The sequence below is a fragment of the Microbacterium sp. FW305-3-2-15-F-LB2 genome, from assembly GCF_058787255.1.
Genome location: NZ_JBYSZO010000001.1, coordinates 2,474,807 through 2,488,157 on the forward strand (window position 1 = coordinate 2,474,807; position 13,351 = coordinate 2,488,157).

The 13,351-nt window shown below is 68.8% G+C and carries 14 protein-coding genes and 1 tRNA gene; 7 read left to right on the forward strand and 8 right to left on the reverse strand.

The genetic code is table 11. From position 1 onward, the window contains the following. The first annotated feature begins 96 nt into the window (after window positions 1-96). A tRNA-Pro gene (locus AC3WLZ_RS12010) sits at window positions 97-170 on the forward strand. An 82-nt stretch (window positions 171-252) separates the two neighbouring features. On the opposite strand, the gene AC3WLZ_RS12015 is transcribed toward AC3WLZ_RS12010, so the two are convergent. Then, complete coding sequence (locus AC3WLZ_RS12015) at window positions 253-1,311, reverse strand: LacI family DNA-binding transcriptional regulator (protein ID WP_492470172.1); 1,059 nt, start codon at window positions 1,309-1,311, stop codon at window positions 253-255. 140 nt (window positions 1,312-1,451) lie between these two features. Between AC3WLZ_RS12015 and AC3WLZ_RS12020 the strand changes: the two genes are divergently transcribed. The 6 genes from AC3WLZ_RS12020 to AC3WLZ_RS12045 all read left to right on the forward strand — a co-directional run bounded on the left by AC3WLZ_RS12020 (window position 1,452) and on the right by AC3WLZ_RS12045 (window position 6,677). Then, complete coding sequence (locus AC3WLZ_RS12020; RefSeq protein ID WP_492470173.1) at window positions 1,452-2,549, forward strand: substrate-binding domain-containing protein; 1,098 nt, start codon at window positions 1,452-1,454, stop codon at window positions 2,547-2,549. Between the two features lie 62 nt (window positions 2,550-2,611). Then, window positions 2,612-3,664, forward strand: coding sequence for an ABC transporter permease (locus AC3WLZ_RS12025; protein ID WP_492470174.1), 1,053 nt, complete (start codon window positions 2,612-2,614; stop codon window positions 3,662-3,664). Then, window positions 3,661-4,440, forward strand: coding sequence for an ATP-binding cassette domain-containing protein (locus AC3WLZ_RS12030; protein WP_492470175.1), 780 nt, complete (start codon window positions 3,661-3,663; stop codon window positions 4,438-4,440). Before AC3WLZ_RS12025 ends, AC3WLZ_RS12030 begins: the two co-directional genes overlap by 4 nt. Next, a complete protein-coding gene (locus AC3WLZ_RS12035) occupies window positions 4,437-4,733 on the forward strand; it encodes a putative quinol monooxygenase (protein WP_492470176.1) in 297 nt (98 codons plus the stop codon). The genes AC3WLZ_RS12030 and AC3WLZ_RS12035 overlap by 4 nt, the downstream gene beginning before the upstream one ends. Continuing rightward, complete coding sequence (locus AC3WLZ_RS12040; protein ID WP_492470177.1) at window positions 4,730-5,683, forward strand: carbohydrate kinase family protein; 954 nt, start codon at window positions 4,730-4,732, stop codon at window positions 5,681-5,683. Before AC3WLZ_RS12035 ends, AC3WLZ_RS12040 begins: the two co-directional genes overlap by 4 nt. Window positions 5,684-5,903: 220 nt before the next feature. Next, complete coding sequence (locus AC3WLZ_RS12045) at window positions 5,904-6,677, forward strand: HAD-IIB family hydrolase (RefSeq protein ID WP_492470178.1); 774 nt, start codon at window positions 5,904-5,906, stop codon at window positions 6,675-6,677. 7 nt (window positions 6,678-6,684) lie between these two features. Here AC3WLZ_RS12045 and AC3WLZ_RS12050 read toward each other — a convergent pair whose 3' ends face one another. The 7 genes from AC3WLZ_RS12050 to AC3WLZ_RS12080 form a co-directional block, all read right to left on the reverse strand. Then, window positions 6,685-7,506, reverse strand: a complete 822-nt coding sequence (locus tag AC3WLZ_RS12050) for a siderophore-interacting protein (RefSeq protein ID WP_412925172.1) — start codon at window positions 7,504-7,506, stop codon at window positions 6,685-6,687. Beyond that, the gene (locus AC3WLZ_RS12055; protein ID WP_412925173.1) at window positions 7,503-8,240 is read right to left on the reverse strand and encodes a FadR/GntR family transcriptional regulator; all 738 of its coding nucleotides are present in this window, start codon (window positions 8,238-8,240) and stop codon (window positions 7,503-7,505) included. Before AC3WLZ_RS12055 ends, AC3WLZ_RS12050 begins: the two co-directional genes overlap by 4 nt. Window positions 8,241-8,305: 65 nt before the next feature. After that, entirely contained in the window at window positions 8,306-9,334 is a 1,029-nt protein-coding gene (galE, locus tag AC3WLZ_RS12060) for a UDP-glucose 4-epimerase GalE (RefSeq protein WP_412925174.1), read from the reverse strand. Window positions 9,335-9,374: 40 nt separating this feature from the next. Next, entirely contained in the window at window positions 9,375-9,980 is a 606-nt protein-coding gene (locus AC3WLZ_RS12065; protein ID WP_412925175.1) for a thymidine kinase, read from the reverse strand. Window positions 9,981-9,987: 7 nt separating this feature from the next. Beyond that, entirely contained in the window at window positions 9,988-11,460 is a 1,473-nt protein-coding gene (locus tag AC3WLZ_RS12070; protein ID WP_412925176.1) for a malate:quinone oxidoreductase, read from the reverse strand. Between the two features lie 100 nt (window positions 11,461-11,560). After that, window positions 11,561-12,631, reverse strand: a complete 1,071-nt coding sequence (locus tag AC3WLZ_RS12075; RefSeq protein ID WP_412925177.1) for an aspartate-semialdehyde dehydrogenase — start codon at window positions 12,629-12,631, stop codon at window positions 11,561-11,563. 81 nt (window positions 12,632-12,712) lie between these two features. Then, window positions 12,713-13,303, reverse strand: a complete 591-nt coding sequence (locus AC3WLZ_RS12080) for a DM13 domain-containing protein (RefSeq protein WP_492470179.1) — start codon at window positions 13,301-13,303, stop codon at window positions 12,713-12,715. Window positions 13,304-13,351: the final 48 nt, after the last annotated feature.

Genomic DNA, 13,351 nt, shown 5'->3' on the forward strand with positions numbered 1-13,351 from the left:
GGGCGCGAGGTGCTCACCGCACACTCCGCGACGCGCCCGCCCGCCACCCCGGTTCGGAGCACCGTCACGGACGGGGTAGACTATTCGGGTTGGCCACGGGGTGTGGCGCAGCTTGGTAGCGCGCGTCGTTCGGGACGACGAGGCCGCAGGTTCAAATCCTGTCACCCCGACCGGAAAGCCCCGGCAGATTCGAGGATCTGCCGGGGCTTCGTCGTCGGCGCGACGAGTCTGGAGCTCCCGCGGCGAGCGCCGTCAGGGCGTGCGCAGCGGTGGCCGGATCTCCCCCGAGCCGCGTGCAATGAGGTCGACAGGCACGACCTGCCTGCGTGGCGCGCGACGTTCGCCGGCGTCCAGCGATTCGAAGAGGAACCGCGCCGCCTCGGCCCCGAGTTCTTGCGGCCGTTGCGCAACCACGCTGACGCCCGGATCCATGAGGTCGGCGAGATCGACATCGTCGAACCCGATCAGCGCGACGTCACGGTGACGACCCAGACGGCGCAGCGCATGCAGCGCGCCGATGGTGATGAGGTTCTGAGCGCTGACGATCGCCGTCGGCGGCACGGGACGGCCCATCAGCGACATCACGGCGCGCTCGGCCGCCGCGGCGTCCGAAAGGTCGGCCACGACGACCACGGACGAGGCGTCGAGCCCGAACTCGGCGATCGCTTCACGGAAACCCTGCTCGCGCTCGCGCGCGGTCCAGATGTCGCGCCGGTCCAGAAGCAGGGCGACGGAGTGATGCCCGAACCCCAGCACGTGCCGTGTGGCCAGGCGTGCGCCACCGACGTTGTCCGAGTGCACCACGTCGGCCGCGTAGTCCGACGGCTGCCGGTCGACGAAGACGATCGGCATGCTCTGGGGAACAAGATCGTGCAGGTACGCCTGGCTGGGCGCCACGCACGTCAGGATCAGACCGTCGACCTTGCGGCGCACGAAAGCGCTGATCGCGGCCAGTTCTCGCTCCGGCTCGTCGTCGAGGCTCGACGCAAAAACGGCGACGTCGCGGTGGACGGCGATGTCTTCGATGGCGCGGTGGATCGTCGCCGAGAACGGGTTGGCGACGCTTCCGAGCAGGACGCCGAGAGACCGCGTGCGGGTGAGGGTGCGCCGGAGGTTCGCGGCGTGCGCGTCGGGCTCCCATTTCAGCTCCGCGATCGACGCGCGCACGCGCGCGGCCGTGGCGCTGGCGACATTCGGTTCGTTGTTGACGACCCGTGAGACCGTCTTGATCCCCACCCCGGCGTGCCGAGCGACGTCGCGAATGGTGATGGACGCTCCGCGGCCGCCCGAGGTGGATGATAACGGTGTCATAACTCCGGGCTCGCTTGAGAATTTCGTTCTTGCACTCTATCGGTCGCTGCGCTACACCTGTTCCTGACACCGTTGTCAGCACGGTTTCGAAGACGCAACCAGCGACCTTGAAGGACTCCCACCATGCCATGCCTCTGCACATGAAGTCTCGCCGCACCCTCGCCCTCGCGGCATCCCTCGCGACGATCACCGCCCTCTCCCTCACCGCCTGTTCGCCCGCCGGCTCCGCCGCTCCCGCAGCCACCGCGGGAGCCGATGAGCAGGTCGGTGTCACCCTCATCGTCAAGACGACGAGCAATCCCTTCTTCGTGTCGATGGAGGATGCTGCGAAGGCCGACGCCGAGAAGGCGAACGTCGAGCTCACCCTCGCCGCTGGCAAGAAGGACGGCGACACGGACAGCCAGATCCAGGCGATCGAGAACGCCATCTCTCGCGGCGACAAGGGCATCCTGATCACCCCGAACGGCCCCGCGGTCATCAACGAGATCGAGAAGGCCCGCAAAGCGGGGCTCTACGTCATCGCCCTCGACACCGTTCCCGACCCGGCCGACTCGGTCGACATCACCTTCGCCACCGACAACTTCGCCGCCGGCGAACTGATCGGCAAGTGGACGGCAGAAAAGCTCGACGGCAAGCAGGCCAACATCGCAATGCTCGATCTGTTCAGCGACCAGATCGTCACGGTCGACACCGCTCGCGACCAGGGCTTCCTCAAGGGCCTTGGGATCACCGTGCCCGACCCGAGCAAGAACGGGTCGGAGGCGGCATCCGGCTCCTACACCGGCGGCAAGGGCGGCCAGTACACCATCGCCGGCCACCAGGCCACGCAGGGCGCCGAGGACGGCGGCCGCTCCGCGATGGAGACGCTGCTCTCGAAGGACCCGAACATCAACGTCGTCTACACGATCAACGAGCCCGCCGCCTACGGCGCCTACCAGGCGCTGAAGGCCGCCGGTAAGGAGAAGGACGTCATCATCGTCTCCGTCGACGGTGGCTGCACCGGCGTCGGCTACGTCAAGGAGGGCATCATCGGCGCCACGGCCCAGCAGTACCCCTCGAAGATGGCCTCGCTCGGCATGGAGGCGATCGCCGACATCGCCCGCGGCGGCGAGGCGCCCAAGCCCACCGACGGTCTGGACTTCTTCAGCACCGGCCAGCAGCTCGTCACCGACCAGCCGCAGACGGGCGTGGACAGCATCACCTCCTCCGACGCCACCAGCACCTGCTGGGGCAAGTGACCACCCGGGGGCGCGCCGCGAGGCGTGCCCCCGACCTCCCTCCTGCGACCGGGAAGACCGTCATGTCAGATTCACGCCCCACCGCCCCCCAGACTGCACCGCCCACCTCCGCCCTGCACCTGGCCGACGAGTTCCTCGCCCGCCAGACTCCGCTGCAGCGGCTGCGTGGCATCCTCTACCGCTACCCGGCCATCAGCCCCGCGATCGTCCTCGTCGTGGCGATCATCGTCTTCGGCATCATCAACCCCCGGTTCCTCGCCCCCGCGAACCTGTCCCTCATCACCCAGCAGGTCGCCGTCATCGGCACCCTCGGTGTCGCTCAGACCCTGGTGATCCTCACGGCCGGCATCGACCTGTCGGTGGGCGCCGCGATGGTGCTGAGCTCCGTCGTCATGGGCAACGCCGCCGCCGGCCTCGGCATCCCCGGTCCGCTCGCCCTGGTGATCGGCCTCGTCGCCGGCATCCTGACCGGTGTCATCAACGGTCTGCTCGTCACGCGCCTGAACCTCCCGCCCTTCATCGTCACCCTCGGCACGCTCAGCGTGTTCACGGCGCTGACGCTGCTGCTCTCCAACGGTGCGACCGTGCAGGGCAGCGACCTTCCCGACATCGTCACCTGGACGGGGACGACCTTCCACATCGGCGTGGACGTCACCTTCGGCGTGTTCCTGATGATCCTGCTCTACATCGCGATGTCATACGTCCTCGGGCGCACCGCCTGGGGCCGCCACGTCTACGCCGTCGGCGACGACAAGGAAGCCGCCCGACTCAGCGGCATCCGAGTGAACCGTGTCCTCCTGAGCGTGTACATCGTCGCCGGAGCGGTCGTCGCGATCGCCGCATGGATCCAGATCGGTCGCGACTTCGGCTCCAGCCCCAACGCGGCCGTGGATGCCAACCTGAACGCCATCACCGCCGTCGTCATCGGCGGAATCAGCCTCTTCGGCGGACGCGGAAACGTGTGGGGGACGCTGCTGGGCGCCCTCATCGTCGGCGTCTTCCGCAACGGCCTGGCCCTCGCCGGCCTCGACGTGCTCTACCAGACCCTCGCTGTCGGCGTCCTCGTCATCGTCGCAGTCTCGATCGACCAGTGGATTCGGAAGGTGCGCAAGTGAGCACTGCAGCAACGGACACGCGGACCCCCGTCCTCTCGGCCACGCGCCTCGTCAAGACGTACGGCCACGTCGTCGGCCTGGACGGCGTGAGCCTCGAGCTCTACGCCGGCGAAGTGCTCGCCGTCATCGGCGACAACGGTGCCGGCAAGACGACCCTCATCAAGTGCCTCACCGGCGCCGAGATCCCCGACCAAGGCGAACTGCGCCTGGACGGTCAGCCCGTCCACTTCCGCCGCCCGCAGGACGCACGGGATGCCGGCATCGAAACGGTCTACCAGTCGCTCGCGGTCTCGCCCGCGCTCGACGTCGCGGCGAACATGTACCTCGGTCGCGAGCTCCGTCGACCGGGTCCTCTCGGATCCGTCCTTCGGATGCTCGACACCAAGACCATGCGCAAGAACGCCCGGGAGGAGCTCAACCGCCTGGGAATCTCGACCCTGCAGGACGTCACCGTGCCCATCGAGAACCTCTCGGGGGGCCAGCGTCAGGCCGTGGCCGTCGCCCGTGCCGCAGCCTTCGGCTCCAAGGTGGTCGTCCTGGACGAGCCCACCGCCGCTCTCGGCGTGCGCGAATCGAAGCAGGTCCTCGAACTGATCAAGCGTCTGCGCGACAGTGGCGTTCCCGTCATCCTCATCAGCCACAACATGCCGCATGTATTCGAGGTGGCCGACCGCATCCACATCCAGCGCCTGGGCAAGCGCGCCGGCACCATCACGCCGACGTCGCACACCATGAGTGAGGCGGTCGCCATCATGACGGGAGCACAGAGCCTGTGACCGCGAAGTACCTCTACGCCGAGTTCCGGGCCGAGGAGGGCCACGGCGACGCCGTCGCCACGCTCCTTGCGGGCTACGGGCGCGACGTCTCGGCCGAACCGGGCAACATCCGCTTCGACGCCCACCGTCTCGCCGAGCAACGGGACAGCTTCTTCGTCTACGAGGAATACGTGGACGACGACGCCTTCCGATCACACATCGCCACACCGCACTGCGCCGCGTTCAACGAAGCGCTCGCGCCCCATGTAGCCGGTGGCGGCTCGACCCTGACCTGGCTGGAGCCCGTGAAATGACCGCCCCCATCCCCCCGGACCGCGCCCTCGTCATCGGTGAGGCACTGATCGACATCGTCGACCGCGCCGACGGGTCCGACGCCCACGTCGGCGGAAGCCCGCTCAACGTCGCCGTGGGACTTTCGCGTCTCGGCGTCGACGTGGTGTTCGCCACGGAATTCGGCGACGACGAGCACGGACGACTGATCAGCGCCCACCTCGCCGGGGCGAACGTGGAGTCGGTGCAGACCACGACCCGGAGTGCACCCACCTCCACCGCTCGGGCACGCATCGGCAGCGACGGTTCGGCGACCTACCTGTTCGACCTCACCTGGAGCTTCGATCACCCCCCGCGCACCGACGGCTTCACCGTGGTGCACGTCGGCTCAGTCGGAGCGCTGCGACAGCCCGGAGCGCAGGGAGTCATCGAGCTCGTCGAGGCCCTCCCCCGGGACGTACTCGTCACGTTCGACCCGAACATCCGGCCCGCGCTTCTGCCGCGACGCGAAGAGACCCGCGCGCTCGTCGAGCGCTTCGCCGCGCGAGCGGACGTCGTCAAGCTCAGCGACGAGGACGCCGCATGGCTCTACCCGGAAGACCCGTCATCAGCACCGGTGCGATTGCTCGCGCAGGGACCGTCGATCGTCGCCGTGACACGCGGATCGGCGGGAAGCGATATCCACACGACGGGGCGGTTCGTGACGGTGCCTCCCTACCGCACCGCGGTGGCCGACACGATCGGTGCCGGTGACGCTTACATGTCGGGCATCGTCGGCGCCATCGTGCGCGGGGGCCTGAAACAACGGGTTCTCGATGGCTCCGTCGACCGAGCAGACCTGACGAGCATCGGCCACTTCGCCGCCACAGCGGCGGGTATCACCGTCAGTCGTTCCGGGGCGGTCCCCCCGACCGAGGACGAGGTCGCCGCCGTGGCAGAGGTGCCCTGGCGGAGCGCTTCCCTCGGGACGTGAGATCCGCCACCGGGCCGTCGGGGCCATGCGCCGGTGCGGGAAGAGATGTGCTCCCACCTGAGATAAGCACCATTCGTCGCCTCGGCTAGCATGGCAACAGTCTCGACCCGCGCTCCCGGGCACCCGCCCGCCGGACGCTCGAGGCCGATCGCAGCGAGGCTCCCCTACGGCGGAGCCTCTGCTGTGTCGAGATACCGACCTCACCGGCCCCAGGAGCACCGTGTCCGATACCTCGCCCCGTCTCGTCGCCTTCGACCTCGACGACACCCTCGCCCCGTCGAAGACCGCGATCGACCCGCGAATGGGCGATCTGCTCCTCGCCCTCGCCGACCGCGTCGAAGTCGCGATCATCTCGGGCGGGCAGCTCCAGCAGTTCCGGTCCCAGGTCGTCGATCGCCTGCCCGACGCGGATGCCTCGCTCCTCTCGCATCTGCACCTGATGCCGACCTGCGGAACGCAGTACTACCGTCTCGGCAGCGACGGCATCGAGACCGTGTACGCCCACTCGCTCACCGACGACGAGAAGACGCGCGCGCTCACGGCAGTCCGCGAGGAGGCCGAGCGACTCGGCCTGTGGGAGGCCGAGCCATGGGGCGACATCCTGGAGGACCGCGGTTCCCAGATCACGTTCTCCGCCCTCGGCCAGACCGCCCCGCTCGACGCGAAGATGGCGTGGGATCCCACCGGCGAAAAGAAGAACAGCCTCCGCGAGGCGGTCGCCGCTCGCATCCCCGACCTCGAAGTGCGCTCGGGCGGGTCCACGTCGGTCGACATCACGCACCGCGGCATCGACAAGGCCTACGGCATGCGTCAGCTGGCCGACGCCACCGGCATCCCCCTCGACGACATGCTCTTCGTCGGCGATCGTCTCGACCCGGACGGCAACGACTACCCGGTCCTCGCCATGGGCGTCGAATGCCACGCGGTACACGGGTGGGAAGACACCGCCGACTACCTCGACGCGCTGATCCCCACGCTGCCCCCGCGCGCCTGACCGGGGGTCAGAGGATCTTGCCGATGGGCTCGCGCTTCTCGGCCTGGAATCGGTCCTCGGTGCGACCGTACGCCCAGTAGCCCGACAGCGACACCTGCGACCGGTCCAGCGCCCACCCGGCGAAGAACACCTCGCGGAGGGCCTTCATCGCCTCGCGCTCCCCGTGCGCGAAGACCTGCCCGCGCCCGTCGGGTACCGTCCAGCCCGCGACGGCGTCGACGAGCACGCGGGACGTTCCCGCGGCGGGCTCGCCACGGTGGAGCCACACGATCTCGACGTTCTCGGGCGCCACGAGCCGGAGCTCGTCGCCGACGCCGGCCACCTCGAGGAAGGCTGCACCGCGCGCGTCGGGCCCCAGCGCTTCGAGCGCCGCGGCGATCGCCGGCAGAGCGGACTCATCGCCGGCGAACAGATGCCAGGATGCCTCGGGGTCGGGGGCGTAGCCGCCACCGGGCGAGGACACCACCATTCGGTCTCCCGGCTGCGCCGTGGCCGCCCAGGGGCCGGCGAGTCCCTCGTCGCCGTGGACGACGAAGTCGATCGAGATCTCGTCGCCGTCCACCGCACGCACGGTATACGTGCGCGTCACGGGCAGGTCGTCGGGCGCGAGGGTCTCGCGCAGCGCCGCGAGGTCGTAGGGCGGCTCGAGGCCCAGCTCGGGCTTCACGAAGGTGATCTTCACGTAGCGGTCGGTGTGCGGGCTCTCGCGGAACGCCGTGAGGTCGGCTCCGCGCGCACGCACACGGACGAGGTGCGGCGTGAGCCTCGAGGTCGACACGACCTCCAGCACGTGCTGCGGCCGCGGCGGCCGTGCGGGACGTTCATTCATGCGGCATCGGCCTCTCTCTTCGTCGCGTGCACGCCCAGAGCGACGGCCACCTGCGCGGAATAGCCCGCGATGTGCGCACGGATGCGGTCACGCGCAACGCTCGCGTCTCCGTCCGCCACCGCCTCCACGACCGCACGGTGCTCGGCGCGCAACCGCGCCGACGTCGACTCCCAGTCCTCCAGCAGCGCCGCTCCCGACTGGGTGTACGACTCGATCGAACTACGGAGCCCCGCCATCATCGCGGCGACCACCGCGTTGCCCGACGCCTCCGCGAGCGCTTGATGAAAGCGGGCGTCGAGCGCGAGGAAGTCCTCGCGCCGCAGGGCCTCGGCATCCATGGCATCCAGGATGCCGTGGACCTCGGTGAGGTCGGCGTCCGAGGCCGCGAGCGTCTCGGCGACGTCGCCCTCCAGCACGATGCGTGTGCGGACGACGTCGTCGAGGGGGAAGCCACTGGCCGCCACCTGGAGCCGGAGGAACGCGGCGAGACCTCCGCGCGGGGTGGTCACGATCATCGCGCCGGCCGAGGGGCCGGAGCCCGTGGCGGTGCGCACGACGCCGAGCACCTCGAGCACGCGGATCGCTTCACGCACGCTGGAGCGGCCGACACCCAGTTGCGACGCCAGTTCGCGCTCGGGGGTCAGACGATCGCCGGGCGCCAGTCGTCCCTCGCGGAGGTCGCCCTCGATGCGTTCGAGGACCACCTGCCACGCGCGCAGTTCGGAATCCGGCACGGCGTCTCCTTCGTCGACCACAGACCGCATTCTGTGGCCTGACCACACAACCTTACGCGCGCTGATCAGCCCTCAGACGGGGTTGCGTATCCCGCCGGGTTCCGTGTCTGCCAGTTCCAGTAGTCGCGGCACGCGTCGTCGATCGTCAGACGCGTGCGCCATCCGAGCACCTCGGCGGCCTTGGTCGGATCGCAGTAAGTCGCCGCGACATCGCCGGGACGCCGGGCGAGGATCTTCTTCGGCAGCTCGTGGCCGACGGCCTTCTCGAACGACGAGACGAGCTCGAGGACGCTCACGGGTCGCCCGGTGCCGAGGTTGAAGATCTGGTGACCGGGCTGCGCCTGCTCGAGAGCGATCACGTGCCCCTCCGCGAGATCGACCACGTGGATGTAGTCGCGGAGACCCGTGCCGTCGGGGGTGTCGTAGTCGTCGCCGAAGACGCCGATCTCGTCCAGGGTTCCGATCGCCACCCGCGAGACGAACGGCATGAGGTTGTTGGGGATCCCCGCGGGGTCTTCGCCGATCAGACCGGACGGGTGGGCCCCCACCGGGTTGAAGTACCGCAGCACCGTCACGTTCAGATCGGGGTTCACCCGGGCAACGTCGGCCAGGACGACCTCGTTCATGCGCTTGGACTTGCTGTAGGCGTTGGAGAGATCGACACTCGTCGTCGACTCCTCGGTGAAGGGCAGGTCGGCCGGGTCGGAGTACACCGTGCCCGTGCTCGAGAACACGAACGAGCGGATGCCACGGGCGATGCCGACACGCAGGAGGGCGAAGGTCGTGTCGAGGTTGTTGGAGTAGTACTCCAGTGGCTTCTGCGTGGACTCCCCCACGGCTTTGAAGGCGGCCAGGTGGATGATCGCGTCGATCGGACCGTACTCGTCGAACACGGCCGTGACGACGGAGTCATCCGCGGCATCGCCCACCACCAGCGGCGCCGACTTGCCGGTGATCCGCTCGACCCGCTCCGCGGCGACGGGGTGGGTGCCCGACAGATCGTCGAGGAGGACGACATCGTGACCGGCCTCCAGCAGGGCGACGGCCGTGTGGGCTCCGATGTAACCGGCACCGCCGGCCAGAAGTACGCGCATGAGTCCAGGCTATCGGCCGTGGCCTCGCCGTCCGGCCGGGTCAGCGACCGTCGAGCCGCCCGCCGGACTCGCGCAGGTAGCAGGCGGCGCACATCGACTCGTACGTGACCTCGCCCTGGATCTGCCCCTCGTCGATGGCGACCTGGTCACCGTCGAACACGAATCGACCGCCGACCAGTCTCGCGTTGAAGATCGCCTTGCGTCCGCAGCGGCAGATGGTCTTGAGTTCTTCCAGGCTGTGCGCGATCTCCATCAGACGCGCCGAGCCCGGGAACGCCTCGGTGCGGAAATCGGTGCGGATGCCGTACGCCAGCACGGGGATGCCGTCGAGCACCGCGATGCGCAGGAGATCGTCGACCTGCGCGGCGGTGAAGAACTGCGCCTCGTCCACGAGCAGGCACGCCACGGGCGCCTTTCCCGCCGCCTGGTGGAACACGGCCCGGAGGTCGTCGTCGGGGCCGACGAGGAAATCGACCGGGCGAGTGACGCCGAGCCGGCTGTCGATCTGATCGGCACCCTTGGTGTCGATCTCGGGCTTGGCCAGCAGCACTCGCTGGCCGCGCTCCTCGTAGTTGTACGCCGCCTGCAGCAGCGCCGTCGACTTTCCGGAGTTCATCGCCCCGTAGCGGAAGTACAGCTTCGCCATGAGCGACTCAGGCGTTGATCGCGAGCGCCTGCGCCGTGGCATCCAGTTCGGCGCGCGCCGCGTCGGGACGCGTGTTGAGCGTCTCGCCGTAGCTGGGGATGAGCTGACGCAGACGCGGCTCCCACTCGGGCATGCGCTCGGGGAAGCAGGTCTTGATCAGCCCGAGCATGATCGAGACGGCGGTCGAGGCGCCCGGCGAGGCGCCGAGAAGCCCGGCGATGGAGTGGTCGGCCGAGGTCACGACCTCGGTACCGAACTGCAGCACACCGCCCTTGTCCTTGTCGCGCTTCATGACCTGGGCGCGCTGGCCGGCGTCGAGCAGCTCCCAGTCCTCGGCCTTGGCGGTGGGCATGAACTCGCGGAGGCTGTCGACCTTCTTCGCGTGCGTCTTCAGCAGCTCGCTGATGAGGTACTTGAGCAGGCCGGGGTTGTCGACGGCGACCTTCAGCATCGGGAGGAGGTTGTGGGGTCGCACCTGGGTGACGATGTCGAGCATCGACCCGTTCTTCAAGAACTTCGGGCTGAAGGTCGCGAACGGTCCGAACAGCAGCGAGGTCTCACCGTCGACGACGCGGGTGTCGAGGTGCGGCACCGACATCGGCGGGGCGCCGACCGAGGCCTGCGAGTACACCTTCGCGCGGTGCTGGGCGACGATGGCGGGGTTCGAGGTCTTCAGCCACTGGCCGCCGATTGGGAAGACACCGTAGCCCTTGATCTCGTCGATGCCGGATCGCTGCAGCAGCTTGAGCGCCCAGCCGCCGGCACCGACGAAGACGAACTTCGCCGTGATCGTGCCGGGGGTGTGGCCGATGGTGTGGCGGTACGAGACCTGCCAGCGACCGTCTTTCAGCTTCTTGAGCTTCTTGACCTCGTGGTTCGTGACGACCTCGACGCCCTTCTCACCCAGCCCGGCGAAGAGCTGACGCGTGAGCGACCCGAAGTCGACGTCGGTGCCCGCCGGCACGCGGGTGGCGGCGAACGGCTCACCCTTGCGGCGCTTCTGCATGAGCAACGGCGCCCACTGGTTGATGACGCGCGAGTCCTCGCTGTACTCGATGCCCGCGAACAACGGCTGCTGCTTCAGCACCTCGTAGCGCTTGCGGAGGTAGGCGACGTCCTTCTCGCCCCGGACGAACGTCATGTGCGGGGTGGGGTTGATGAAGGTCGAGGGCTCGTCGAGGACGCCCTCGGACACCAGCGATGCCCAGAACTGACGGCTCTGCTGGAACTGCTCGTTGATCGTGACGGCCTTCGACGGGTCGAGCGGGCCGTCGGGGTTGTCGGGCATGTAGTTCAGCTCGCACAGCGCGGCGTGACCCGTACCGGCGTTGTTCCACGCGTTCGAGCTCTCCTGCGCCACGTCGCTCAGCCGCTCCAGCACCGCGATCTTCAGATCGGGCTGAAGATCCTTCAGCATCGTGCCGAGGGTGGCGGACATGATGCCGCCCCCGATGAGGAGAACGTCGACGTTTTCGGTCACCCGTCGATTCTAGGTGCCGGTCGCAGGTCTCTCGACATCGAGAGATCGGTCCCTTCGATGTCGAGACAACGCGGGGCTCACGGCATCCGGATGCCGGGACTCAGGCGTGCGCGAGAAGCCCCTGTGCGACGAGCTCGGCGATCTGCACGGCGTTCAGCGCGGCACCCTTGCGGAGGTTGTCGTTGCTGATGAACAGCACGAGGCCCTTGCCCTCGGGTGCGGACTGGTCGGCGCGGATGCGACCCACGTAGCTCGGGTCGGTCCCGGCGGCCTGCAACGGCGTCGGCACCTCTTCGAGACGGACACCGGGCGCATCGGCGAGCAGCTCGCGCGCGCGTTCGGGCGTGATGTCGCGCGCGAACTCGGCGTTGATGCTGAGGGAGTGCCCGGTGAAGACGGGGACACGAACGCACGTGCCGGCCACGCGCAGGTCGGGCAGCTCGAGGATCTTGCGGCTCTCGTTGCGCAGCTTCTTCTCTTCGTCGGTCTCGTTCCAGCCGTCGTCGACGAGGTTGCCCGCGAACGGGATGACGTCGAAGGCGATGGGGGCGATGTACTTCTCGGGCTGCGGGAAGTCCAGCGCCGAGCCGTCGCGGACGAGACGCTCGACGTCGCCCTGGGCGAGCACGCCCTCAACCTGGCCGAGGAGTTCCTGCGCGCCGGCGAGGCCCGAGCCCGAGACCGCTTGGTACGTGCTGACGATGAGACGCTCGAGACCCGCTTCGGCATCCAGCACCTTCAGGACGGGCATCGCGGCCATCGTGGTGCAGTTGGGGTTGGCGACGATGCCCTTCTTCGCCTCGGCGATCGCGTGCGGGTTGACCTCGCTCACGACGAGCGGAACCTCGGGGTCCATCCGCCACGCGCTCGAGTTGTCGATCACCAGCGCGCCCGCCTCGGCGAAGCGCGGAGCGTGCGCGCGGGAGCCGGTGGCACCCGCCGAGAACAGCGCGACCTCGACGCCGGACGGATCGGCCGTCGCGACATCCTCGATCACGATCGAGTGGCCGCCGAAGTCGAGCGAGGTGCCCGCCGAACGCGCGGTGGCGAACAGTCGCAGCTCGCGAATCGGGAACGACCGTTCCGCGAGGATCTCCAGCATGACGGAGCCGACCTGACCGGTGGCGCCGACGACGGCGAGCGAGATTCCGGAATCGGAGATGCGGGTCATGCGAAGTACCTCGGGATTCGTGGGTGAGATCCAGATTCTAGCGGCCCTCGACACGCCGCTCGGATCGCCGCCGTGCGCTGCTCACGCGAGGGCTGCGGCACCGAACGACACGGCGAACCGCTCGCACCACAGATCGACCGTCCGGAACAGGGAGAGATCGACCTCGGCCGGGATGTCGTAGAGCTGATCGCCGAGGTTGCCCTTGATCGGCCCGAGGTCGACGTGGTCGTATCCCGCCGCGGTGAACCACCCGTCGGCGCCCTCGACCACGGGGCCGGCGCTCAGCCAGACGTGGACATCGGGGCCGTTCGAGGTCGCGAGGTCCACGAGGGCGAGCTGCCGCGATCCGTCGGGGTTCTGGATCACCCGGACCGCCCCGGTCGTTTCGTGCTCGTGGCTGATCAAGGTCCCGGCGAGGAGGTCGACGGGACCCGCGGGAGTCGTGGGCACCGCGAGTTCGACCGGCTCCATGCGGGACGCGGCCGACGGCGTGGGCTGGACGGTCGACGCGATCGACGTGGCCGGCTCGGGGATCGCGTCGTCGACGCGCACGTCGACGAAGAGAAGCCAGGGCTGGAAGACCACGCCCAGCACGACGACGACCGCCAGGGCTGCGGCTGCGCCGATCCCCCACCACCGCCGCGATCGGCGGATCGATCCCGTGCGTGCCATGTCGCGCCCCCTCCGGTGCGCGAAAGGTAGCGTGCCGACCTGCAGACC

Excerpts from the sequence above, each read along its gene's own strand:
- AC3WLZ_RS12015 (WP_492470172.1), bottom strand. The coding sequence starts at position 1,311 with ATGACACCGTTATCATCCACCTCGGGCGGCCGCGGAGCGTCCATCACC.
- AC3WLZ_RS12020 (WP_492470173.1), top strand. The coding sequence starts at position 1,452 with ATGAAGTCTCGCCGCACCCTCGCCCTCGCGGCATCCCTCGCGACGATC.
- AC3WLZ_RS12025 (WP_492470174.1), top strand. The coding sequence starts at position 2,612 with ATGTCAGATTCACGCCCCACCGCCCCCCAGACTGCACCGCCCACCTCC.
- AC3WLZ_RS12040 (WP_492470177.1), top strand. The coding sequence starts at position 4,730 with ATGACCGCCCCCATCCCCCCGGACCGCGCCCTCGTCATCGGTGAGGCA.
- AC3WLZ_RS12050 (WP_412925172.1), bottom strand. The coding sequence starts at position 7,506 with ATGAATGAACGTCCCGCACGGCCGCCGCGGCCGCAGCACGTGCTGGAG.
- galE (WP_412925174.1), bottom strand. The coding sequence starts at position 9,334 with ATGCGCGTACTTCTGGCCGGCGGTGCCGGTTACATCGGAGCCCACACG.
- AC3WLZ_RS12065 (WP_412925175.1), bottom strand. The coding sequence starts at position 9,980 with ATGGCGAAGCTGTACTTCCGCTACGGGGCGATGAACTCCGGAAAGTCG.
- AC3WLZ_RS12075 (WP_412925177.1), bottom strand. The coding sequence starts at position 12,631 with ATGACCCGCATCTCCGATTCCGGAATCTCGCTCGCCGTCGTCGGCGCC.
- AC3WLZ_RS12080 (WP_492470179.1), bottom strand. The coding sequence starts at position 13,303 with ATGGCACGCACGGGATCGATCCGCCGATCGCGGCGGTGGTGGGGGATC.